Annotated in this window: 20 protein-coding genes, 1 tRNA gene and 1 riboswitch; of the genes, 12 read left to right on the top strand and 9 right to left on the bottom strand. The window is 65.1% G+C overall.

The genetic code is table 11. The features are described 5' to 3' along the window. Positions 1 to 368: 368 nt before the first annotated feature. Entirely contained in the window at positions 369 to 1814 is a 1446-nt protein-coding gene (locus NA2_RS07980; RefSeq protein ID WP_040677239.1) for a S8 family serine peptidase, read from the bottom strand. Positions 1815 to 1924: 110 nt separating this feature from the next. Between NA2_RS07980 and NA2_RS07975 the strand changes: the two genes are divergently transcribed. From NA2_RS07975 to NA2_RS07965, 3 genes are all read left to right on the top strand, one after another. Beyond that, positions 1925 to 2416 carry an RNA polymerase sigma factor gene (locus tag NA2_RS07975; protein ID WP_008596060.1) on the top strand — a complete coding sequence of 164 codons (492 nt, stop codon included), beginning with the start codon at positions 1925 to 1927 and terminating at the stop codon, positions 2414 to 2416. Between the two features lie 38 nt (positions 2417 to 2454). Further along, complete coding sequence (locus NA2_RS07970) at positions 2455 to 3216, top strand: anti-sigma factor family protein (protein ID WP_008596058.1); 762 nt, start codon at positions 2455 to 2457, stop codon at positions 3214 to 3216. Between the two features lie 211 nt (positions 3217 to 3427). After that, positions 3428 to 3504 (top strand) — tRNA-Arg (locus tag NA2_RS07965). A gap of 240 nt (positions 3505 to 3744) precedes the next feature. Here NA2_RS07965 and NA2_RS07960 read toward each other — a convergent pair. Both NA2_RS07960 and NA2_RS07955 read right to left on the bottom strand, forming a co-directional pair. Continuing rightward, positions 3745 to 4692: an alpha/beta hydrolase gene (locus NA2_RS07960; protein WP_008596057.1), complete on the bottom strand. Its 948-nt coding sequence runs from the start codon at positions 4690 to 4692 to the stop codon at positions 3745 to 3747. 59 nt (positions 4693 to 4751) lie between these two features. After that, complete coding sequence (locus NA2_RS07955) at positions 4752 to 5699, bottom strand: alpha/beta hydrolase (RefSeq protein WP_008596056.1); 948 nt, start codon at positions 5697 to 5699, stop codon at positions 4752 to 4754. A 138-nt stretch (positions 5700 to 5837) separates the two neighbouring features. Between NA2_RS07955 and NA2_RS07950 the strand changes: the two genes are divergently transcribed. Continuing rightward, on the top strand, positions 5838 to 6731 hold the full coding sequence (locus NA2_RS07950) for a LysR family transcriptional regulator (RefSeq protein WP_008596055.1): 894 nt from the start codon (positions 5838 to 5840) through the stop codon (positions 6729 to 6731). A gap of 174 nt (positions 6732 to 6905) precedes the next feature. Here the strand turns inward: NA2_RS07950 and NA2_RS07945 are convergent, their stop codons facing one another. Continuing rightward, entirely contained in the window at positions 6906 to 7502 is a 597-nt protein-coding gene (locus NA2_RS07945) for a TetR/AcrR family transcriptional regulator (protein ID WP_244423608.1), read from the bottom strand. Positions 7503 to 7608: 106 nt separating this feature from the next. Here NA2_RS07945 and NA2_RS07940 point away from each other — a divergent pair, with 106 nt between their 5' ends. Genes NA2_RS07940 through NA2_RS07925 form a run of 4 tightly spaced genes read left to right on the top strand, consistent with a single transcriptional unit; the run spans position 7609 to position 14505 of the window. Beyond that, complete coding sequence (locus tag NA2_RS07940) at positions 7609 to 9012, top strand: efflux RND transporter periplasmic adaptor subunit (RefSeq protein WP_008596052.1); 1404 nt, start codon at positions 7609 to 7611, stop codon at positions 9010 to 9012. Beyond that, entirely contained in the window at positions 9009 to 12188 is a 3180-nt protein-coding gene (locus NA2_RS07935; protein ID WP_008596051.1) for an efflux RND transporter permease subunit, read from the top strand. The genes NA2_RS07940 and NA2_RS07935 overlap by 4 nt, the downstream gene beginning before the upstream one ends. Positions 12189 to 12202: 14 nt before the next feature. Further along, on the top strand, positions 12203 to 13315 hold the full coding sequence (locus NA2_RS07930) for an alpha/beta hydrolase family protein (RefSeq protein WP_051011602.1): 1113 nt from the start codon (positions 12203 to 12205) through the stop codon (positions 13313 to 13315). After that, positions 13312 to 14505 carry a serine hydrolase domain-containing protein gene (locus NA2_RS07925; protein WP_040677173.1) on the top strand — a complete coding sequence of 398 codons (1194 nt, stop codon included), beginning with the start codon at positions 13312 to 13314 and terminating at the stop codon, positions 14503 to 14505. Before NA2_RS07930 ends, NA2_RS07925 begins: the two co-directional genes overlap by 4 nt. 43 nt (positions 14506 to 14548) lie before the next feature. On the opposite strand, the gene NA2_RS21245 is transcribed toward NA2_RS07925, so the two are convergent. The 4 genes from NA2_RS21245 to NA2_RS07905 form a co-directional block, all read right to left on the bottom strand. After that, positions 14549 to 15472, bottom strand: coding sequence for an alpha/beta fold hydrolase (locus NA2_RS21245; RefSeq protein WP_008596047.1), 924 nt, complete (start codon positions 15470 to 15472; stop codon positions 14549 to 14551). Further along, entirely contained in the window at positions 15469 to 15879 is a 411-nt protein-coding gene (locus NA2_RS07915; RefSeq protein WP_008596044.1) for a hypothetical protein, read from the bottom strand. Before NA2_RS07915 ends, NA2_RS21245 begins: the two co-directional genes overlap by 4 nt. A gap of 136 nt (positions 15880 to 16015) precedes the next feature. Next, the gene (locus tag NA2_RS07910; RefSeq protein ID WP_008596043.1) at positions 16016 to 17326 is read right to left on the bottom strand and encodes an MFS transporter; all 1311 of its coding nucleotides are present in this window, start codon (positions 17324 to 17326) and stop codon (positions 16016 to 16018) included. Positions 17327 to 17473: 147 nt separating this feature from the next. Further along, positions 17474 to 18331, bottom strand: a complete 858-nt coding sequence (locus NA2_RS07905; RefSeq protein ID WP_040677233.1) for an alpha/beta fold hydrolase — start codon at positions 18329 to 18331, stop codon at positions 17474 to 17476. Between the two features lie 342 nt (positions 18332 to 18673). Between NA2_RS07905 and NA2_RS07900 the strand changes: the two genes are divergently transcribed. After that, positions 18674 to 19141 (top strand): winged helix-turn-helix transcriptional regulator, encoded by a 468-nt coding sequence (locus NA2_RS07900; RefSeq protein WP_040677171.1) that lies wholly within the window; start codon positions 18674 to 18676, stop codon positions 19139 to 19141. Between the two features lie 118 nt (positions 19142 to 19259). Then, positions 19260 to 19470: riboswitch (cobalamin riboswitch) on the top strand. A 103-nt stretch (positions 19471 to 19573) separates the two neighbouring features. After that, positions 19574 to 21925, top strand: coding sequence for a 5-methyltetrahydropteroyltriglutamate--homocysteine S-methyltransferase (gene metE, locus NA2_RS07895; protein WP_040677169.1), 2352 nt, complete (start codon positions 19574 to 19576; stop codon positions 21923 to 21925). A 130-nt stretch (positions 21926 to 22055) separates the two neighbouring features. Here the strand turns inward: metE and NA2_RS07890 are convergent, their stop codons facing one another. Next, the gene (locus NA2_RS07890; RefSeq protein ID WP_008596039.1) at positions 22056 to 22361 is read right to left on the bottom strand and encodes a YciI family protein; all 306 of its coding nucleotides are present in this window, start codon (positions 22359 to 22361) and stop codon (positions 22056 to 22058) included. Positions 22362 to 22465: 104 nt separating this feature from the next. On the opposite strand from NA2_RS07890, the gene NA2_RS07885 reads away from it, so the two are divergent. Then, entirely contained in the window at positions 22466 to 23110 is a 645-nt protein-coding gene (locus NA2_RS07885) for a TetR/AcrR family transcriptional regulator (RefSeq protein ID WP_008596037.1), read from the top strand. 122 nt (positions 23111 to 23232) lie between these two features. Then, a complete protein-coding gene (locus tag NA2_RS07880; RefSeq protein ID WP_008596036.1) occupies positions 23233 to 23853 on the top strand; it encodes a flavodoxin family protein in 621 nt (206 codons plus the stop codon). Positions 23854 to 23857 lie beyond the last annotated feature (4 nt).

The raw sequence follows: 23857 nt of genomic DNA, 5'->3' as shown, positions 1-23857 counted from the left end.
GACCAAACTGCCGCTCGCGGACGAAGCCCATGCGGGCAATCTGCGGCAGCGGCTTACAGCGGCAAACATCGAGGCTGTGCCCCATCCTCGGCCGCCCGCAGAACGCCATCCCCCTGATCGCAAAACCCATCGACGACGGATCGTCATCGAAAGCTCTTCTGCGGGGCTCGGGAACCGCCGGCGCTTCGTCACGATATGCTCACCCCTCCAACTTCCCTATCAGCTGTCGCGCCCTTGGACGCCGCGATCTCCAGCGTTTGAATGTGTCCTCATCCAGGGATGCTTGCAGCGAAATGGAAACGGCCAACGCCCGGAAAGACGCAGGAAAGGAGAACGATGGACCCGTTCACCGAAGCGTTGAACGTTGTCTAATCGACGGCCAGCGACGAGGAGCACAGATTGCCCGCCTGCAGCAGCCCGTATCCGAAAACGGGGTCCTTGCCCTCCGCGCCCAGATCGAGCGCGCTCGCGGCGAGGATCCTTTTCACGGCATCGAGATTCAGTTCCCCAACCTGGCGCTTCAGCATCGCCACCGCCGCCGTGACGAAGGGGGTTGCGAAGGACGTGCCGGTCTTCGGACGGGCGCCCGAGATCGACGCGGCGGTCCAGACCCTCACTCCCGGGGCGGCGAAGTCGATATGCTCGCCCTGCCCGGCACGGCGGTAGACCCGTCTGGCGCGATCCACCGCGGTGACCGCGATCACCGTTTCATAAGCGGCGGGATAGACCGGCGCCGCCCGCGGGCCATTGTTGCCGGCGGACGCGACGACGATGGTGCCGGCTTGTGCCGCTTCGTCGACGATGCGCTCGACAACCTCGTTGGCGGCACCCCCAAGGCTCAGATTCAGGACGGCGACATCGCGGTGCAGAACGGCGTCGATTGCCGCGATGAGATGGTAGGCGTCGGCGCGCTCGTCGCCCGATTCCCTGTAGAAGGGGTCGGCCGCCACGAGTTGGGTTTCGTGCAACAGCCCCGGCGACCGGCTCTCTCCAGACCCGATCAGGATGGCGGCGACCGCCGTGCCGTGCTGTCTGCCCGACCGGTTCCCATGCGGTTCCTCGGTGCCGACGAATTCGATATTGCTGCCGTCGAATGTCGTGTGTTCGGGATTGATGCCGGTATCGATGATGCCGACCCGGACAGGCGCACTACAGGCCGGGTCGCGCCTTTCGGACGTAGCCCATCCCACCAGCGCCCTGTCGGCACAATGCGGCCCGTCGCAGGCGAGCGGTTCCGGAACCGAGGCGTTGCCGGGCGCGGAGGGGCGGTAATAGTGGTTGAGGTCCAGCAAGGCGTCGGGCTTCAGGGCGCGGACCGCCTCGCGGGCGCTCTCCAGCGTCTGACGCGCCGGGATCCGCAGGCGGTAGAGGGTGGCGGCCAGCGACAGCAGATCGACCTGTTCCAGGACGGCGAAGCCATCCTCGGCAAGTGCCCGGATCTCGTCCTCGTCCAGCCCTATCGCGATGATCTCCCGCTCGGCATGGATGGCCGGCGGCGGAGTGGCGCGGCGAACGGTCCGGCCGCGGCGCTGCGTGCGCGGCGCGGGGCTGAAACGCTCCCGCAGCTTGTCGAACAGCGGCAGGCGGGAGGAGCCCGGACGCTGGAACGAACCGGAGGAACCGCCGGACGAGCCGCCCCGCGCGGATGAACCACCGCCCGCATCATCGTCATCATCGTCGTCGTCGTCATCGTCGTCGGCAAGGGCATGGCCCATGGGGTCGCCCAAAAGAACCGGCGCGACGGCAAGCGGCGCGCCCAAGAGGAGGATGAGCAACAGGCGCAAGAGGGTGCGATAGCTGTGCGTTTTATTCATGAAGCCTTCCAATCGACGCCTCATTAGCATTTTTTCGAGTGCGAACGAATAAACGGGCAAGCCGGACGTTTATTCCACATCATTCACGGAGAAGGCGCCAGGATCTGAGCATGAAGTCCAGTTTTGCGGATGACGTCGTCGACCTGCTGCCGAACCTGCGGCGCTATGCCTTCGTGCTCAGCCGCTCCCTCGACGTGGCCGACGACCTTGTGCAGCAGACCTGCGAGAAGGCCTTCGCGAACCGGGGCAGCTATGCCCGCGGCACGAATCTTTCCGCCTGGCTGCTGCGCATCATGCGCAACACCTGGATCGACCGGGTGCGGCGCGACAGGACGCGGGGAGAAAGCATCGACATCGCCGACCGGCCGGATGCGATCTTCACCGATGGCGCGCGCGACACGGAGACCCATCTGATGCTTGGCACCGTGGCGCATGCGCTTCAGGACCTCCCCGAGGATCAGCGCGAGATCATCGTGATGATCTGCGTCGAGGAGCTTTCCTATAAGGAAGCCGCCGCGACGCTCGGCATTCCCATCGGCACGGTGATGAGCCGGCTCGCCCGTGCCCGGACCAACCTCGCCAGCAGGCTCGATCTCAACTGACAAGGACGCCATGACCTTGCACGACAGGACCGAAGACGATGCATGAAGACAAGTTCACCGATGACGTTCTGATGGCCTATGCGGATGGCGAGCTGGACGCACAGACCCGCCGCCGCGTGGACGATGCCATCGGCCGCGATGCCGAACTCGCGCAGCGCGTGGCGCTGTTCGTGAAGACCCGCGCGCTTGTGGCGGAAACGCTGGGAACGGCGAAGGTCTCGATACCCGACGATCTCGAAGCGCGCGTGCGGCAGATGGCCGCCGCGGCGGAGGCGGAGGATGCGGCAGGCGCCGACGTGGTTCCATTCGCGCCGCGCCGCGCGGCGGGGAAGGGACACGCCGCCCAGCGCTTCTTCCTGCCGATCGCTGCTTCGCTGGCGCTCGTCGCCGGCGGGCTGCTCGGCTACATGGCCGCCGGCCAGCCGGAACGCGCCGCGGGCATCGAGATTGCCGGCCTGGCTGGCGAACGGATCGTCGAAGCCCTGAACACCTCGGCCTCGGGGGAGACGGTCGAACTCGGCCCGGAGGCAAGCTTCGAGGCGATCGCAACCTATCGCGACGGCGCGAACGCGCTCTGCCGCGAGTTCGAGGCAAGCGCCGGCGGCATTTCGCACGTGGCGGTCGCCTGCCGCGACGACGAGGCCTGGCAGCTCCGCTTCGCCGCTTCGCAGGTCGATGCCGAGGGCAGGTTCGTTCCCGCATCGTCGATGGAGGCGCTGGACGCCTTCCTCGACGCCAGCGGGGCCGGAACCCCGCTTTCGGTCGATGAAGAGCGGAAGGCTCTCTCTGGTCTCCGCTAGCGCCTGGCCCGGCACGGGAGCGATGCCGGTTCGACTGGCAACGCTCCACTTCCGCCTGCCACCGGACGGGATTGCTCGCCCAGCCGACCGCGTTCGTTCCGCAGACGCCACCAAGGAAGCGGGGCACGGCTCCATTTCGCCGTTGATGCGCCGAGGCGCTTCGGCTATGTAGGCTGCGCGTCGCCGCTTCGCCACCGGCGCAGATCGGCCAGCACCCGTAGCTCAGCTGGATAGAGCGCTGCCCTCCGAAGGCAGAGGTCACAGGTTCGAATCCTGTCGGGTGCGCCATTTCATTACAGAACTCTGAACGCCGAACGCCGCCGTTTCTACGCTAAAAGCGGTGACCAGCGTTCGCAGCAATTCCGGCTTCGATGGCGTCAAAGAGGCGACTGATCCGCTGGTCGGCTTCCGCGATTCGCCTTTTTGAAGCTCGGCAGGGTGTTCACGGCGGCGTTCGGCGCATTCCTGCCGGTGGTCGATGACGCTGGCGAGCGATCTGGCCGCTTGCCCCGAGAATCGGGGCTTTGGTCATTGTCCTGGCGCCTCGTTCAAATGCTTCCTCAAGAACGGCACCAGCTTTTCGAGCGCGAGGCCGACGGGCTCGGGCTTGTCGTAGAGATCGTAGTGGGACCAATCCTCGAGCGAGACGATCTGCCGGTCCCTTGAGGCTGTGGCGCGCCCGTAGATTTCCATCCCGTCACGATAGGCGCCAAAGGCGCCGACCTTCTGGTCGATCACCACCATCATCGGCTGGGTCATCAGCATCTCGGCAAAGGCGAAAGCGTCCCAGCCAAGCGTGTTCTGCGCGCGGCTGAACAGCATCCGCGTCCAGCCGCCGGGCTGCTCTCCGCGCGGCGTCTTGTAATAGTCGGTCGCCTCGAACACGTCGCGTTCGGTGAGACCTGCGGCCCTGGCCGCATCGGGGTTGGCAGGGAGAAGTTCGTTGACCTGCAATTCGCCGCCGCGCGCTTCCTTGGTTCGCTGCGCCGCCATCGCTTCCAGCGCGCCGAGCGGGTCGTGATTGCTGAAACCCTCGCGGAACAGCCGGCCAATATTGACCGGGGTGATCGTGACGACGGCCTTGATGCGCTTTTCGGTCAGCGTGGCGTTCAACACATAGCCACCGCCACCGCAGATGCCGATCACGCCGATCCGGTCGGCATCGACATAGGGAAGCGTGACGGCGTAATCGATAACGTGGCTGATATCCTCCACCCGCTGGGTCGGATCTTCGATCCAGCGGGGCTCGCCGCCGGATTCGCTCTGGAAGCTCGCGTCATAGGCGATGACGACGAAGCCCTGCTCGGCGAGCGCCTTGCCGTAGACGTTGCCCGACGTCTGCTCCTTGCAGCTTCCAAACGGATGAACGGCGACGATCGTCGGCCAGGTCTTGGCTGCGTCGAAGTTCGGTGGGAACCGGATGTTGGCGGCGATGTGCCAGGCCATGTCCCGGTTCTGGATTTTCACGGATTCCATGATCGCTTCCTCTCGGTAGGGGCGGCATCGGGAGGCCCCCCCGATGCACGTTCGCTTCGTTACTCTGCCGCCTGCGCAGCCGTGGCCTTGACCGAGAGCTTCGCTGTGAAGAACGGCGCCAGGACGGATACGGCCTCGTCGACGAATGTCTGCCCGTCATAGAGATCCATGTGATTGGCGCCCTCGACGACATGGAAAGACTTGTCCGTGCTCGCGGCACGGTCGAAGAGGTCGTCGCTCATCCACTTGCTTCCCGCCACGCTGCCGGCGACGATCTGGATCGGCTGGGTCAGATAGACGTCGGCCATGTGATAGGCGTCGTAGGTGATGATCTGATTGAGGCTGCGCAGCGTCGCGAAGCCGGGCGCGGTCGCGCATTCGGCGCGCGGTGTGTGGTAATATTCCCAGGCCTGCCGCAGCTCCTCGTTCGGTGCATCCTTCTCGGTGAGCGGCGCCAGTGGCATGGTCGTGTAGCCCTTGCCCTCGGCATCCGACGTGCGGGCATTCGAACCCGCCTCGACATAGGGCAGCGCATCGACCGACTTGACGGTGTTCTCCCAGCCATTGCGGAACATCGAGCCGATGTTGACCGCGCTCACCGTGCCGACCGCCTTGATGCGCCGGTCCTGGATCGCGGCATTGGCGGTGTAGCCGGCTCCTGCGCAGATGCCCATGGCGCCAATCCGCTCCTTATCGACGTAAGTCAGCGTGGTCAGATGGTCGATAACGGCGCTGACATCCTCGGTGCTGACATAGGGGTTCTCGAGCTGGCGCGGTTCGCCACCGCTCTCGCCCTGATAGGAACGGTCGAAGGCGATGGTGACGAAGCCCTGTTGGGCGAGTTTCTTGGCGTAGGTGCCAGCGGTCTGCTCCTTCACGCCGCCACCGGGATGCGAGACAACGATGGCGGGATAGCGCTTTTTCTCGTCGAAGCCTTCGGGAAGGTTGATCACCGCCGACATGGCGATGGTTGGGTTGTTCGAATTGTTGAAGCTGATCTTGCCCATTTCCAGTCTCCTTGTGTTGAACCGGGGGCCGTTCGCGATGCTTGCGAGGTATCCCCTTGCCGATGGATGCAATCTAGGCCAGAAAGATTGTGTCGATTAGACGGGGAATTAATATTGAGCTTATCACTGGAGTGATAAATGCGACGAGATGAGATTGCCGATCTGGCGGCCTTCGTCGTCGTCGCCGAGGAGCGCAGCTTCACCAAGGCGGCGGCACGCCTCGGCATGGCGCAATCCGCGCTCAGCCAGATCGTGCGGCGGACAGAGGAACGGCTGGGGGTGCGGCTTTTGTCGCGCACGACACGCAGCGTGGCGCCGACCGAAGCGGGCGAGCGGCTGATGGCGACGCTCGCTCCCATGCTGCACGACCTGGATGCGGCAGTTGCCTCGCTGGGCGAGCTTCGCGCTCGGCCTTCCGGTACGATTCGGATCACCACTGTCGAGCATGCCGCAAAGACCATCATCGTCCCGACCATGAGGCGGCTCCTTCCGGATAATCCGAACATCACGGTGGAACTCACCGTCGACTACGGTCTTTCCGATGTGGTGGCTGACCGGTTTGACGCCGGTGTCCGGCTCGGTGGGGAGATGGCGAAAGACATGATCGCAGTGCGCATCGGGCCCGACATCCCGATGGCGATCATCGGCGCGCCGGACTATTTCCGCACGCACGCTGCCCCGAATTCGCCGGGGCAACTGATCGATCACCGCGCGATCAATCTGCGCTTGCCGACCTCCGGCACGCTGAACAGATGGCGATTAATGCGCGGCGGCCGCGAGACGCGGGTAAGGGTCGATGGGCCGCTCGTTTTCAATACGATCGACCTGATCCTCGATGCCGCGCTCGACGGTCACGGTCTTGCTTACCTCCCGCTCGATCAAGTCCAGCGCCATCTGGACGACGGCCGACTGGTGCGGGTCCTGGACAAGTTCACGCCCGACCTTCCCGGCTATCATCTCTACTATCCGCACCGGCGACATGCTTCGTCCGCATTCACCCTGCTGGTGGAGACGCTGAGATTTCGCGGGTGAAAGCGATTGTCCAGGATTGCCGCCAAATGCCTCCAAGCCAGTGAGCGGCGGCAGTTCCTTTCAGAAATGGCGACAGGTCAGCCTTGGGAACAGCCTTGGAGGGCTATGGAGGAGACATCGCTCTCTTCTTCTCCTGCAACGGCGCGTCGATCGCCCGCCTGGATCGGTAAGCTTCTATGCGCTTCCGAGGATCTTGCGCAGAAAGCCTGCAAGGGTTCCCACAAGCCTGTCAGGCGCCACATCGTCCACAAACAGCCGACGGCCGGGCATCCCATCGAACAGCGCCAGGATCAGGAAGGTCGCCGCTTCCGGGTCGAGCGACGGATCAACGTCGCCGCGCCCCTGCCCGCGCTTGAGGGCGTCGACGAGCGCGCCGCGAAGCTCGGTTTCGTTTCTGGCGAACACCTCGGCGATGGCGGGATTGCGCGCGGCTTCCGCGCCGATCTCGATCGTCAGACGGCCATACTGCTCGTCCCCCGACAGCGCGACGATCTCGGGCAGAGCCTGGCACAGTCCCTCGACGATGTCTTCCGAAGGGGTCAGATGCGCGATCAACTCGGCGTTCTCCAGGCGCTCCTGCTCGGCGAGCGCGAAGATGATCGCATCCTTGCTCTCGAAATAGCGATAAAGCGCGCCGGCGCTGATGGCGGCGGCCTCGCAGATCTCCTGCATGCTGGTCTGATGAACGCCCTTGGCGGCGAAACAGAGCGCCGCGGCACTCAGGATCTCCGATTTTCTGCGCTTGTGCAAAGCCTCGTCGCGTGTTCTCAAAGCGGCCTCCTTTCAAAAAGCGAACGCTCGTTCTCATTATTTTCTTGACAACAGAATGGACCAATTCGATTTATAAAGCGAACGATCATTTTAAGAAAGATACGCTGTGGCATCCCACAATCCCGATGAGCGCGGCGCGGATCGCTCCATCGATGGCGCATCCGTTTCCGCGAAGCTCAGGCGCCGCCGCCGCAGGCGCTGGTGGATGGCCGGCATCGCGTTTCTGGCCGTAACGCCTGCACTCATCCTCCTGGCACCGGAGAACGCGCCGGAAGGACTGCCGGCGGCAGGTGAGCAGCGCGAGGCACCGCCTTCCGTGGCCGTGGTTCCGGTCACGCGGAGCAACCTCGTCCAGTGGCGTGTTTCCCAGGGCATCGCGGAAGCGGTCCAGAAGCGCTACCTCACCTTCGAGGCTGCGGGCACCGTGGCGGAGATCGGCATCGATGCCTCCGGCGCGCCGCTGCGGGAGGGGTCGCGCGTGGAGGGGCCCGGCACGGGCAACGGCGGACAGGTGCTGGCGAGACTGGACGACCGCGAGGCCTGCGCGCGGCTCCTGCAGGCCGAAGCGGAACACAGGCGCACGGAGCGCCGCCTCGCCGTGGCCGAGGCGGCGTTCGACCAGGCCCGCTCCGAGCTGGTGCGCGCCGACACCCTGGCGGCGCGCGGCATCGCCTCACGCAAGGCGGCGGAAGCCGCCGAAATCGCCCTGCGGACGGCGCAGGCGGAACTGAACGCCGCCCGCGCGGAAGTCGATTCCGCCGGAGCACAGGTCCGGCAGGCCGCCCTTCTGGTCGGGAAGATGACGCTGCGCGCGCCCTTCGACGGGCGCCTCTCCCTCGTCAATCTGCGCGTGGGCGACCACATCGAGGGCGCGGCCGTGCAATCGCGCCTGTCGCGCGAGAAAAGCGCGGCCATGGTCCTCGTCAACGACGATGCGTTCGAGATCACCCTGAACCTGCCGCTGCGGGACGCCGGCGACCTCGCGCCGGGGCAGCGCGTTCTGGCGAGCGGCAACGCGCCGGCCCTCGCGCAAGCGGCCGGGACGGAGAAGGTTCACCCCGATGTCGGAAGCGGGGAGATCTGGTCGGTCAGCCCCTCCATAGGGCTCGGCAGCCGTGCGGTTCAGGTCAAGGTGCGGGTCCATGGGGGCGACATCCGCGACGGCATGTTCGCGACCGTCTGGATCGCCGCGACGGAGGCGTCCGACGTCCTCACGCTGCCACGCTCCGCCCTTTCCCACAGCGGACAGAACCCGTTCGTCTTCATCGCGTCCGGAAGCGGTCCGGTAGTCGAAAGGCGGGAGCTGGCGCTTGGACTGGAAACGCATGAGCGCGTGGCCGTGCTGACCGGGCTGACGGACGGCGACCGCGTGGTCGTCGCCGGCCAGCACCTGCTCGACGACGGGATGGCGGTCAGGATCGTGCAGTCTCCGTCTCCGGGGGTTGACCAGCGAACAGCTGCTGCGGGCCGGCTTCACGGAAACACGCCGGCCGGTGGAGCCCGGCCGTGACGTACCGCAGCCCGGTCGGGTTCTTCCTTCTCAATCCTACACTGGCCCTCGTCCTCCTGGCCGCGTGCATCATCGGCGGGGTCATCGCCACGTTCGGCATGGTCCGCGAGAACTACCCCGACCTCGCCATTCCACAGGCGGTCATCGCCACCGAATGGCCGGGCGCCTCGCCGGAGCAGATGGAGAAGGAGGTCACGAAGCCCATCGAGGATGCCGTTCGGGCGCTTCCACGCCTGAAATTCTACGAGAGCAGTTCCGGCAATTCCCTGTCTCTGGTGATCCTCCAGTTCGAGGCCGATGTTCCGATCCCCTTCGCCATGCAGGAACTGCGCGCCAGAATGAGCGAGGCGGAAAGCCGGTTTCCGGCCGGGGTCAAGAAGCCCGACATCCAGCAGGTCTCCGTCAACGACATGCCGGTTGCGAGCTTCGTCCTGTCGGGGAACGTCTCCGAGGAAACGCTCAACAGCCATGCGGACACCCTGAAGCGCAAGCTCGAGGAACTGCCCGGCGTGCGCGCCGTCCGGCTGCAGGGAGCGAGACCGCGCGCCGTCCATGTACGGCTCGATACCGGGCAACTCGCCACGCTCGGCATCTCCGCCACCACGATCCGCGAACGCGTCCGGATGGCCAACCGGGACCTCACCTGGGGAGACGTCGAAACCGACACGGCGACGCGTCCGCTCTACCTTGCGGGACGGGCAACCAGTGTCGATGACCTCAAGGCCATCCGGATCGCCACACGCGATGACGGTACCGTCCTGCGGCTGGCGGATGTTGCCGACGTCTTCATCGGCCTCAGCCAGCAGGACGGCACCACGCGCACCAGCACCGGCGGCGCGGCCTTTCGCCACGCGATCAGCCTTTCGGTCCTCAAGCGTCCGGGAAACGACACGGTGGCCACCATCGACGCCGTGAGCCGGCAGATCGACCGGATCACCGGCGCGGCGGATTGGCCGCGGGCCATGGAGGTCTCCATCCTCAGCGACGAGCGCGAGGTCATCCGCAACAGTTTTCGCGACGTGACGACCAACCTCATCCAGGGGGCGTGTGCGGTCTTCCTGGTGCTGCTCGTGGCGCTTTCCTGGCGCGAAGCCGTCGTTGCCGCGCTGGCCATGCCGGTCGCGCTGCTGGGCGCGCTGCTCGCCATCGACCAGCTGGGCTACACGCTGAACACGCTGACCATTCTCGGCATGGTCATCGCTCTCGGGCTTCTGGTCGACGTCTTCATTCTGGTGATGGAGGGCATGCATGAGGGCCTGCATCTGAAGGGGTTGAGCTTCAACGATGCGGCGCTGGCGACGGTGAAGGCCTATCTCATGCCGGCCATCGCCGGTCAGGCCACGACGATCCTCGCCATGGCGCCGCTGATGCTGATGGGCGGCATCGACGGAACGTTCATCCGGCTGATCCCGGTCACGGCCATCGCCTGCCTGGTGGCGAGCCTCGCCGTCGCCTTCCTCATCGCCATTCCCCTGTCGCGCTTCGTCCTGTCGCACAGGACGAGGCCGGCGGCGACACCGGCCGACCGCGCCACCCTCTACCTCGCCGCCCGCGTCGAGGCCTGGCTTCGCAGCGGCCCCCTGGGCAGCAGGATGCGGGCGGGCGCCACGGTCGGGCTGGCGCTGCTCGGCTTTCTCGCCGCCGGGTTGCTCGCCGATTCGCTGCCGTCGATCCTCTACCCCAAGGAGGACCGCCGAACCCTCGGCATAACGCTCTCGCTTGCGCCCGACGCAACGCTGGACGATGCCGAGCGCGTCGCGGTTAAGGCGGGAGAGGCGTTGCGTGATCTCCCCTATCTCGCCAGCGTCACCACCCATGCGGCGGAAAAAAGCCCGTTCGCCCTGCACACGATCGACGAGTATCTGCTGCCTCTCTACGGGTATCCGATGACCGGCATATCCGTTCTGTTCAAGCCGAAGAACGATCGGGACATCGCCGCCTACGACGCCCTGCCCGAAATTCGCGGCCGTCTGGCAGGTGCGCTCGCCGACGAGCCGGGCCTGCGGGTTCTGCTCAGCCCCGATCTCGGCGGCGCCACCTCCGCCGATCCCGTGCAGATCAGGCTGACCGGCGACGATCCGGAGCGGCTGCGCGCGCTGTCGCAGAGCATCCGGCGGGCGCTCGCGGCGGTTTCCGGCGTCACCGACATTCGCGACACGATCGGTCCCTTCAGGACCGAAACCCGGTTCACGCTGGAACCCGACGTGCTGGCGATGCATCGGCTGAGCGAGGCGGAGGTCCTGCAGCAGGTGCGCTTCGCCCTCACGACCGACAAGATCGACACTTTCCAGATGGCGGGAACCGAACCGGACCTCGATATCCAGATGGGCGCCAGCCATGCCAGCCGCCTGGGCGCGCTGGGCGGCCCCCGCGCGCCGCACGAGCTGGACACCGTCTGGGTGGTGGCCGATGACGGAACGGCGCTTTCGCTGCCGCTGCTGGCCACGCCGAGCGCCGTCGCCGTGCCGGACATCTACCTGCACAATGGCGGCCGCCGCACCAACACGGTGAAGGCCCGCCTCGACCAGGGCATGACGGCAACGGAGGTGGCGGAACGGCTTGCTCCGCTGGTCGCGGAACTCAGGGAAACGCTCCCGCCGGGTTACGACATCAGCTTCGCCGGGGAGATTGCGGCGACCGAGGAAGCCTTCGGAAGGACGCAGACCTCCCTTGCTCTGGCCGGCCTGCTGGTCGCGGCCATTCTCATCCTGCTGTTCGGCTCCTTCCTGCAGCCGTTGATCATCATGGCGATGGTTCCCGTGGCGCTGACCGGAACGCTGGCCGGGTTCTACGTCCTGTCGATTCCGATGTCCTTCCCGGCCATGATCGGCATCATCGCGCTGGTCGGTATCGTCGTGAACGACGCCATCGTCATGGTCGAGGTGATCAACGAGCGGCTGCGCGAGGGCCGGACGGTGCGCGACGCGGCGGCCCTCGGCGCGGCCGACCGGCTGCGCCCGATCCTCACCACGTCGCTGACGACGATCGCCGGCCTCCTGCCGCTCGCCTTCTCCGCCCCTGCCTGGTATCCGCTCTGCATGGCGATCATCCTGGGCCTGGCAGTGGCGACGCTGCTCGTGCCGCTGATCGTCCCCTGCCTCTACATCCTCCTGACGTCATCGCGCCGCGAAGAGAAAAGCGTGGCCGATCCCCTCGCCTCACCCAAAGCCCCATGAAGGAAGAAACCACGATGACCGCAGGAAAAGAACCTGGAAGACGGGGCTGGCGGCTTGCCGTGATTGGTGCCGCTCTTCTGGCACTGGCAACCGGCGCCGTCCTCCTGGAGGATGACGGGCTGGTCCGCCATGCGATCAGCTTCCAACATGCCGGCGACACCGTGAACGGCGCCCTGATCCTGCCGACCGGGGTCCGGAAACCGCGCGGATGCATGGTCTTCGTTCATGGATCGGGCGACATGCCCCGGGATGCGCATGGCTATTACGAACCCCTCTGGCGCTTCTTCGCCGACAAGGGCTGGTGTTCCCTTTCGTGGGACAAGCCGGGTGTCGGCGCTTCGGGCGGCGACTGGCGGCAGCAATCGATGGTCGACCGCGGCATAGAGGTCTCGGCGGCGATCGACATGCTGCGTGCGAAAGGCGGTTTCGAGGAAACGCAGATCGGCCTCATCGGCTTCAGCCAGGCGGGCTGGGTCATGCCCAAGGTCGCCAACTGGCGTGACGACATCGCCTTCATGATTTCGGTCTCCGGGGCGGTGAACTGGATGGAACAATCGCGCTATTCAGGACGCCGGCGGATGGAAGCGGAAGGCATGACCGCGACAGAGATCGAAGCGGAAGAGGAGGCCGACGGGAAGGTCGATGCCCTCATCCGCAACGATGCTCCCTATCGGGAGTATCTCGACCATGTCGCAGGAACGACCGGGGCGACGCCGATGAGCGAGGCGTTCTGGGGTTTTGCAAAACGCAACTGGCGCACGGATGTCCGCGAGGATCTGCGCAGGATGGACGTTCCGGTCCTCGCCCTGTTCGGTTCCCATGATGCCTATGTGGACCCGGTCGCCAGCGCCGAAACCTACCGGGAAGAACTCGGCCGCTCGCAGGCGCCCTTCTTCGAAATCGAGACCCTCCAGAATGCCGATCACGGCATGCTGGAGACCGATGAAGTCAAGCCCGCGCATCGGGGCCTCGACGCCTGGCTGATGCTGGCGAGCGTCTGGTTCGAAGGAAAGGAAGCGTTTGCGGACGGGTTCTTCGAAACGCTTGCCGCCTGGCTGGAGCGCACCGCAGATGCGCGAAACGGAACGGACGCCTCGACGAAGCACCCGACCCTTGCCGTTCGATGAAACCCATGCTGGTCTTGATAGCCTGTGCGATCCTGGCTCCTCTCGCGCTCTTTGTGTCGATGGAACTCAATGCCATCGCGCTCCCGCGCATTTATGTCTCGAAAGCGGCCACGCTGCCGGACAAGATTCGCGTGTTGAACAGATGGATCGACAGGATCGAGCAGTCCGGCAAGTTCAACGGCGCAATTCTGATCGCCAGGAACGACACTGTTCTCCTGGAGCGCTATGTCGGTAGTGCCGATGAAACCGGCCGTCCCATCACTGCGGAAACCTCCTTCAACCTGGCATCGGTGTCGAAGCAGTTCACCGCCTTCGCGATCCTGCTGCTGGCACACGAGGGGAAACTCTCCCGGCAGGACGTGATCGGCCGGTATATTCCAGAGCTTGAACGCTTCGGTACGCTGACCATCGATCATCTGCTTGCACACATGTCGGGCCTTCCGGATTATGCAAGGGATACCGGTCTTGCGCTCCGCATGGATGAGGAAGCGCGCGTCGTCACGGTCCCGGATCTGATTGCCTGGCTCGGAGAGAACCCGCAGGTACCGCTATTCCACCCCGGCGAAAGGGAGCAGTACTCGAACACGAACTATGTGCTCCTCGCCGAGATCGTCGCACGCGTATCGGGACAGTCCTTCGCTGATTTCATGCAGCTCCGCTTCTTCAACCCGCTTGGGATGCGGCATACCACGGTGGCGAGCAGATCGACCAACCTCCATGCGCTGCCAGACAGAGCGCGGGGATTTCGCAAACGTTTCGTGCATTTCGGCCCGAAGGTCGAACACGACCTGAGCCGGATGGATGGTGTCGCCGGAGATGGAAACATCTATGCCAATGGGCGCGACCTGGTAGCCTGGGACGCCGCGTTGCGGGCCGGCTCCCTCCTGCCCGACGACGTGATCCAGCAGGCCTATGCTCCCGTGCACCTCGACAATGGCGAACCCGTCCGGGAAACCGTGTTCGGGAAGGTCATTCAGCCCGGGCTCGGCTGGAACGTCCAGGATTTTCCGGAAGTGACCTCCTATGGACACTGGCAGGGCTTCTCCAACTTCTATTGGCGCAGCATTCGGGATGGGACCGTGCTGGTTGTTCTGAGCAATTCCGGTTTCTTCCTGCGAACCGCCATGATCGGCGAAAAGCTCGCCGAAGCGGCTGCGGCCCTTGAGGACGGTGTCGAACTTCGGCGGTGAGTGTCAGGGATCACCGGATTCGAACTCCGTATTCGTTCCTGGTTCAGACTGCTGCAAGTCCCTTTTCCCGGATGGTTTCGCTCACCAGCTGGGCCACGCGGTGTGGATTCTCCTCCGCCAGAAAGTGATGCCCCGGCCCGAAGGGCTTGACCTGCAGTCCGGGCAGCAGCGCCTTGAAGCGCTCGAACTTCGCCTGCGATGGAGGATAGTCCTCCGAGACGATGACGCCGGGGCTGGGCATGAGCCATGTGACCGGCAGGCGGAGCCCCGGCAGGCGGGCGCGGATCTCCTCGATGAAGCGCACGCTCTCGCGCGGCCTGCCATGCAGCGGGTTGAGCCGAACGAGTTCGAGCATGGCGCGCCGCGAGCGTATGGTCGGCATGCTGTCCATGTAATAGCGGATCCCCTCTTCCGTGATCGGGCAGTGTTCCGGGATCAGCTTTTTGACCATCAGATTGAAGACCTGCACCATGAAATAGCCGGCCGGCCCGCGCATGAGACGGAAGGGGAGGCGGAACTTCGGGTGGAAATCGTCAGCGAAGGTGAAGGTCCATAGGAACGTCTCCATCAGGATCGCTGCCCGGTAGAGCTGCGGTTCGTGAACCAGATGATGCATGCCGAGCGGACCTCCCCAGTCCTCGGCCACCAGCACGATGTTTGACAGCCCCAGCGCGGCAACCACGCCGGCGATGATGTCGCGATGGAGGTGCAGCGTGTGCCGGAGACGGTCCGGCTTGTCCGACTTGCCGAACCCCAGCAGGTCGAGGGCGATGCAGCGCCGCCCTGTCGCTCTGGCAACTCCCGGCATCACAGCGCGCCAGACATAGGAAGATGTGGGGTTGCCATGCAGGAAGAGTATCGGGTCGCCCGCGCCCGTCTCGACGCAATGGATCCGGTGACCCGCAATCTTCAGACTGCGCTCAACAAACGAATGGCGGGGTCCGGCAGAAGGGTTGGGGGCAATCATGTCGCCAAACGCCCCCACCGTTCGTGGATGGAGCCGAGCGCCAGCCCGAACAGCGCGAACTGAAGAAGACTGGCCGTGGCCTCCACGGCGAACCATTCGACCCAGGAGGAGACGAGATATTTCGAGGGTTCGCCGAGCGCGATGTAGCTGCCGAGAAAGGCGCCCATCAGCAAGGCAAACCACAGCCCTCCGGTCACGCCGGGAAAGGCCGGACGCAGCCGGGAGTAGAGAAAGGTCAGGACAGCGCCCTGCACCAGCATCGAGGCAACACCGCCGGCGAAAATCGGCTCCGGGGCGACGATGCCCTGCCGGGCATAGTGCGCGGCGTTGACGACGAGATGATTGCTCGCCTGAACGGCGAATGTGATGACCAGGTACGCCAGGACAGAGAGGGTATGGGCCAGCAAGTTTTGTCCTCCCGAAGGTTCGTGCAGGCGCGCAAGCGTGCGACACCGGTCGACCGCCGCCCGCGCAGAATGCGGCAGATCAGGATATGTTCAAGAACATGTTCCGGCGCCGGGCACGCGCCCGCAGAGCGGCGGTTCAGCCAGGCGTCAGATGCCTTGTCGATTTCCAGAAAACCAGGGCCACGGCGCAAATCGACGCCCCAAGCAGGCAGACGCCGTTCCAGCCCGCCTGCGCATAGGCGAGCGTCGATGCGATCGAGCCGATGGCGGATCCGATCGAGTAGAAGATCATGTAGCCTGCGGTGAGACGGCTCTGGGCTTCCGGGCGCACCCGGTAGACCAGACTCTGGTTGGCGACATGCACCGACTGGAGTCCGTAGTCTATCGCGACGACGCCGATCACCAGGGCCCACAAGGAATGGGGCAGCAGGGCGATCGGCACCCAGGAAGCGAGCATGACCGCTAGGCCGATCCCCGTCGTCTTCTGGGCCAGCCCGCGATCCGACAGGCGCCCGGCACGCGATGCGCCCAGTGCGCCCGCCGCACCGGCCAGCCCGAACAGGCCGATCTGCGTGTGGGAAAGCGAGAAGGGCGGCGCGGCGAGCGGCAGCACCATCGGGGTCAAGAGAACGGTGACCGCCGCGAAGATGAGCAGGGCGAGGACCGCGCGGATGCGCAACACGGGTTCCTGCGCGAACAGCAGGAACACCGAGCCGATCAGGCGGGGGTAGGATATCCGGGCGCCGGGCTTCGCCTGACGGGGCAGGCTCCTGGACAGGAGGCCGGCGACGATCAGCGTCGCGACGGCCGAGACGGCGTAGACGGAGCGCCAGCCGAACAGGTCCGACAATGTGCCGGACACGGTGCGCGCGAGCAGGATGCCCAGAATGATCCCGCTCGTGACGATGCCGACGGCGCGACCGCGTTCCGCCGGGTCGGCGAGGATCGCCGCATAGGCGACCAGCACCTGCGTCACCACGGCCAGAACGCCGACTGCCCACATGGCGCCCAGCAGAACGGTGCCGTTCGGCGCGAGTGCCACGACAAGCAGCGCAAGCACCGACAGGAGCGACTGTCCGAGCACCAGCCGGCGGCGATCCAGCAGGTCGCCAAGCGGCACCACCAGCAGCAGGCCCAGGCCATAGCCGATCTGCGTGACGGTGATGACGATGCCGATGGAGGCGCGGTTCATGGCGAAGGTGTCGGCGATCACGTCGAGCAGCGGCTGGGCGTAATAAACATTGGCGACCGCAAGCCCGCAGGCGACGGAGAACAGCAGCGCGACGCCGCGCGAGAGGGCTTGAGCGGCAACGCCCCCGCGCGCCTGCGCAGTCGGGATTTGGTTCCGCCCCGCCTCATGCTCTTCGTCCTGCGGCTTTCCGCATCCATCGGACGCTTCCGCCTGATTGCAGAGTGCCGGAGAAACCGCCGCGCCGTTCAGACTCATATTCGCCTCGGAAAAAAGGTTGCGTTTGGATCAAAGCTCCCCCGCCGTCGTCTCCGCAGAAGGCAGTCGGCCCTTGCGGAGAGGGGAACCGCGCCGGCAGGACAGCGGGCGCGGACCGATGGCAGATGGCCAAACCCGGGCGCGCGGTCAGAGCGCCGCGGCGAACCGCCTGATGTGCCCGGCGATCACCTCAGCCTGCTCCTCGAGGGCAAAGTGACCCGTATCGAGAAGATTGAAATCGACTTTCTCCAGATCCCGGCGATAGGGGTGCGCGCCGGAAGGGGGGAAGATGACGTCGTTCTGTCCCCAGACGATCAGCGTCGGCGGCTGATGTTTTCGGAAATAGGCCTGCCATTCGGGATAGAGGCCGGGGTTCGTCCGGTAGTCGTAGAGGAGATCGAGCATGATCTCCTTGTTGCCAGGCCTGTTGACGAGAGCGGATTGCAGCACCCAGCTGTCCGGGCTGATTTTCGTCACGTCCCGCACGCCGTGCGTGTAGTTCCATTCCAGCGCCTCGTCGGAAATTCCCGCCTCGCGGATCCTGCTGAAATTCTCCGGCGACGGATCGTCCCACAGGGCACGGACGGGCGACCAGAAACTGTCGGGCAGGCCCTCGTCATAGGCATTGGCGTTCTGAACGATGAGGAAGGTCACCTTCTCCGGACGCCGGACCGCAAGGCGGAAGCCGACCGGCCCGCCGAAATCCTGCATGTAGAGGGCGTATTTCTCGATCCCCAATTGATCGACAAACCGCTCGATGATGTCTGCCAGGCGGTCGAAGCTGTAGGTGAACTCCGCATTCGAAGGCGCATCGCTGTAGCCAAACCCCGGATAATCAGGCGCGACAACGTGAAACCGGTCGGAAAGCCGGCAGATCAGGTCGCGGAACATGAACGACGATGCCGGGAAACCGTGTAGCAGAAGCAGTGTCGGCAGATCGCGGCTTCCCGCCTCCCTGTAGAAAATCCTGCGCCCGTCGATGTCGATGGTGCGGTAGTGCGTCATCATTGTCTCCTCTGCATGGAACCGGTGCGCGGGTGCGCCGGGATCGCAACCCCGAGCCGCGCGTGTCAGGCGAAGCCCGCCTGGCTCTTCGTTCCGTCCAGCCGGTGGCGCCATGTGGTTTCATATTAAAACCATATCTCGATATCAGATAAGGTTTTATGTTGCAACCAATATTGCTGGTCCCTAAAATGGCGAACATTCGAGCGTATCGGCGCTCTGGAGCATCGGACCGAAAAGTGGTGGCCGGTTTTCGGCTGTTCCGATGCTCCATCGATGATTTAGATCGTCCTTCGTGCGTCCAACAGGACGCAAGGCGATCTAGCCGGCAGGGAGCGGACGAACATGGTCAAACGAACCAGTCACAGGGACGCGGATTGCCCGGTGGCGCGGCCTCTGGATGCGATCGGGGACTGGTGGTCCCTGCTGATCGTCCGCGATGCGTTCGACGGGCTGCGCCGGTTCGGCGAGTTTCAGAAAAGCCTGGGCCTCGCCAAGAACATCCTTTCGGCGCGGCTGAAGAATCTCGTCAGCCACGGGATTCTGGATACGGTTCCGGCCTCGGACGGCAGCGCCTATCAGGAATATGTGCTGACCGGTAAGGGCCGCGGGCTGTTCCCCTTGCTGGTGGCGCTGCGGCAGTGGGGGGAAGATCACTTCTTCCAGCCGGACGAGAGCCATGTGACCCTGCTCGACCGCGGAACGGGCCTGCCGGTTCGCCGACTCGAACTGCGTTCGCAGGACGGGCGGCTGCTGGAACCGGAAGATACCGTCGTGAAGCGCCTGCCGCCTTCGGAGAAGGGCGATGGCTGAGGCGTAACAGAACGTTCCGTCCTTCGTGCCGCAGATGGCATCTCCCAAAATTCGTGGCCGGATGACAGAAAGATATAAACATGTCTTTATGTAAATATTGACATCGCCGCGATATTGGTCATTATTGTGCCGTCGTGGTTCTCTGCGCCAGTTTCTGGCCAGAGCTAAGAGGGAATCCGGTGCGCCCCAGGGCAAGGCCGGAGCTGCCCCCGCAACTGTAGGCGGCGAGCCTCCATCCGATTGTGCCACTGAAGCCATCCGGCTTCGGGAAGGCGGGATGAAGGCCGTGACCCGCGAGCCAGGAGACCTGCCGTGACAGCATGAAACGTCCTCGGGCGGGGTGTCCCGGTGGTCGCGCGTTCCACCGGCTCATCTGCCGGCGCATGCACGCGTCCGCTCGGCCTTTGCCCCCAACATCATGGGGTTGAGCCGATGTCTCTACTATCGCTTCCTGTCAGTACTCTCGGCGTGCCGCGGATGGGCCCGCGCCGCGAGCTAAAATTCGCCCTCGAATCCTACTGGTCCGGCAAATCCGACGCCGCCGCCCTTCTTGAGGCAGCGGCCGGCCTGCGCGTTGCACATTGGGCGCGCCAGAAAGCGCTTGGCGTGACCAACATCCCGTCGAACGACTTCTCGCTCTACGACCATGTGCTCGACACGAGCGTGATGGTGGGTGCCATCCCCGAGGCCTATGGCTGGACGGGCGGCCCCGTGCCACTCGACATCTATTTCGCGATGGCGCGCGGCAGCCAGGGCGGCGACCAAGGCACTGCATGCTCGCACGGTGGACACGGCGACAACGGCGAAGCCCGCGGCGTTCCGGCTCTCGAAATGACCAAGTGGTTCGACACCAATTACCACTACATGGTGCCCGAGTTCACGAAAGGGCAGAAGTTCACGCTGGCTTCGACCAAACCGGTGGACGAGTATCTCGAGGCCAAGGCCCTCGGCTACGAGACGCGCCCGGTCCTGCTCGGGCCGGTCTCCTATCTGAAGCTCGGCAAGAGCACGGACCCGGCGCTCGACCCGCTGTCGCTCATCGCCGACCTGCTTCCGGTGTATGTCGAGGTGCTCCGGCGCCTTTCCGAGAACGGCGCGGACTGGGTGCAGATCGACGAACCCTGCCTCGTGCTCGACCTCGACGCGACGGCGCACGAGGCGCTTCGCCAGGCCTATCGCGTCTTCGCCGAGGCGCTGCCGGGATTGAAAATCATGCTGACAACCTATTTCGGCGGGCTCGGCGACAATCTCGACGCGGCGCTCGGCCTGCCGGTCGCCGGCCTGCACCTGGACCTGGTGCGCGCGCCCGAACAGCTTGACGGCGTGCTTGCAAAGGCGCCGCAGGGGCTCGTTCTGTCACTCGGCGTCCTCGACGGCCGCAATGTCTGGCGCGCCAACCTGCCGAGCCTCCTCGACCGCCTCGAGCCCGTTGTGGCCCGGCACGGCCCGGAACGCGTCGAGATCGCCCCCTCCTGTTCACTTCTGCATGTCCCGATCGACCTCGACCTGGAAACGGGCCTCGATCCCGACCTGAAGGAATGGCTCGCCTTCTCCGTCCAGAAGATGGGCGAGCTCACCGTGCTGGGGAAGGCCCTGGTCGAGGGCCGCGAGGCGGTGATGCAGGAGCTTGCCGATTCCGCCGTTGCCGCCAGCCGGCGCGAGGCCTCGGAGAAGGTGCATGATCGCGCCGTCGCCGCGCGCATCGCCTCGATCACGCCTGAACTGACCAAACGCGCCACCCGGTTCGCGGAGCGCGCACGTCAGCAGCGGGCTGCGTCGAACCTGCCGCCGTTCCCGACGACGACCATCGGCTCGTTCCCGCAGACCGAGACCGTGCGCAAGGCGCGGGCAGCCCATGCAAAGGGCGCCATCAACGATGCCGACTACGAAACCTTTCTCCGGAAGGAAACGGAGACGGCCGTGCGATGGCAGGAGGAGATCGGCCTCGACGTCCTGGTGCATGGCGAGTTCGAACGCAACGACATGGTCCAGTATTTTGGAGAACAGCTCTCGGGCTTCGCCTTCACCAAGCACGCCTGGGTGCAGAGCTACGGCTCGCGCTATGTTCGGCCACCGATCCTGTTCGGCGACGTGTCGCGACCGCGGCCGATGACGGTGGAGTGGTGGCGTTACGCCCAGTCGCTCACGGAGAAGCCCATGAAGGGCATGCTCACCGGGCCGGTCACGATCCTCAACTGGTCCTTCGTGCGCGACGATGTTCCCCGCAACCTGGCCTGCCGGCAGATCGCTCTTGCGATCCGTGACGAGGTGCAGGATCTCGAGGCGGCAGGCGCCTGGATGATCCAGATCGACGAGGCGGCGCTGCGCGAGGGTCTCCCGCTCCGCAAGGCCGACTGGAAGCTCTATCTGGACTGGGCGGTCGAGAGCTTCCGGATTGCCTCGTCGGGCGTGTCGGACAGGACGCAGATCCACACCCACATGTGCTATTCCGAGTTCAACGACATCATCGACGCGATCGCAGCAATGGATGCCGATGTCATCTCGATCGAGACCTCGCGCTCGAAGATGGAGCTTCTCGACGCCTTCCGGACCTTCAGGTATCCGAACGAGATCGGACCCGGCGTCTTCGACATCCACTCGCCGCGCGTGCCGGATGCCGTGGAGATGGCGAACCTGCTCACTCTCGCACGGGAGCGGATCGCCGACGAACAGCTCTGGGTCAATCCCGACTGCGGCCTGAAAACCCGGAAATGGGAGGAGGTGCGCCCCGCGCTTGTCAACATGGTTGCCGCGGCGCGGCAACTCCGCCTGGCGATGAACTGATCGGCCTGACCGAAACCGGCCAGCGACAGCGACGCCGGGACCGGTCGCAAGCCGTTTCTCAGGCCCACGAAACGCGAGGGACAGGATCAGCCGCCCTGCCCCTCGCGCCGCAGCGGAAGCGATATCCCTGCTACATCTGAAGGCACTCGGCGACCTCGATCGTGCCGCCGAGAGCGAAGATCGGGTTCCTGCCCGCGATCTTTAACGCCGCCTCGATGTCGGGAGCTTCGACTACGGAGTATCCCGACAACGGATCGCCGGCCTTCTCCTCACGGCCCGGTCTGGACAGAAAACGCGACTTGCCAAAGCCGGCGCCCTTGTCGACCAGGCTGGAGCCGAGAGCTTCCATCCAGCCATTCCAGTCCGTCATCATCTTCTGCCCTTCCTCAGGGCTCTTGGGCATGCCGCCGCGAAATGCGAGAATGAATCTGGGCACGACAATCCTCCTTGGTTGCAACGGGGAAAGAATGCGTCACGCCAGAATATGATCAAGAACATATTCTGGCGTCTGCTATCGTGCCGCCTCCGGGAGGAGCCACCATGCCATACCCCAAGGACCACAAGGCGAAGACACGGGAGCGCATTCTCGAGGCGGCGCGCGTGCTGTTCAACCGGCGCGGCTACGATCGGGTCACCATCGATCAGGTCATGGCCGAGGCCAATCTGACACGCGGCGGATTCTATGCGCATTTCTCCAGCAAGGAAGAGCTTTTCGCCGACGCGATGATCGGCTTCCTCGAGGGCCGCGGCGCCCGATGGCGCGCCGAGGAGAAGGTGGACCCCACCGCATGCCAGCTCGTGATGGCGCAGCGTATGGTGGACGCCTATCTCTCCCGCCGCCATCTGGCGGACCGCGACGGGCAGTGTCCGCTGATCGCCTACGCGACCGATGTCGCCAATGCCGGCCCGCGCGTCCGCGACAGCTACCGGCACCTCGTGGAGGCGATGGTCTGGCTGTTCGAGATGAACCTCGAGGGCGACCCGGCCGCGCGGCGCTCGCAGGCCCTCTCGCTGACGGCGCTGTGCGTCGGCGGGATGATCCTCGCCCGGGCGATTCCGGAAACCAGGATCGCGCAGGAGGTTCTGGACGCCGCCCACGCCGCGGCGACCGGCATCTGGAACCGGCCCGCGGCCGTCGCTCAAGCGGGCCCCTCCACAGGACAATGGCCGCGCGAGGAGGCCTGAAGCCCATGACCGCCGCATGTCACAATCCGCCGGGCACTCCTGTCATGTCCTTCGTAGCGTTCGCGAAGGAGCCGAGAATGTACAGCAGGGAAACAACAGGCGAATCCAGTTCCATCGGGTCGATGGCAAGGCCGCCCGCCGCCCGCATCGCCATCGTCCATCATTCGGGCTACGGCCATACCGCCCGGCAGGCGGAGGCGGTCCGGGCCGGCGTCGAACAGGTGCGCGGCGCCGAGGCCCTGCTCCTGACGACCGATGAGGCGCAGAGGCGCTGGGAGGAGCTGAACGCCGCTCAGGCGATCATCTTCGGCGCTCCCACCTATGTCGGCGCCGGCTCGGCGTCGTTCAAGGCGTTCCAGGAGGCCAGCTCCAGTGCCATCATGGCCAGAGGCTATCTGTGGAAGGACAAGATCGCAGCGGGCTTCACCAATTCCGGCTCTCGGTCGGGCGACAAGCTGTCGACGCTCCTGCAGATGGCGCTGTTCGCGGCGCAGCACGGCATGCACTGGGTGAGCCTCGACCTGCCGCCGGCAAACTGTTCCTCGACGGGTTCGGAGGAAGATCTGAACAGGCTCGGATTCTGGCTCGGCGCAGCGGCGCAGTCGAATGTCGACCAGGGGCCGGACCTGGCACCGCCCGAGGCGGACCTCGCAACCGCGCGGCACCTGGGCCGGCGCGTGGCGACCGTCGCCCTGCAGTTCACGCTCGGGCGCGAACCCGCGATGGCCGCACTGGCAGGATAGGCGG

The sequence above is a fragment of the Nitratireductor pacificus pht-3B genome (assembly GCF_000300335.1).
Taxonomy (GTDB): domain Bacteria; phylum Pseudomonadota; class Alphaproteobacteria; order Rhizobiales; family Rhizobiaceae; genus Nitratireductor; species Nitratireductor pacificus.
This window is presented reverse-complemented; position numbering and strand designations above follow the sequence as displayed.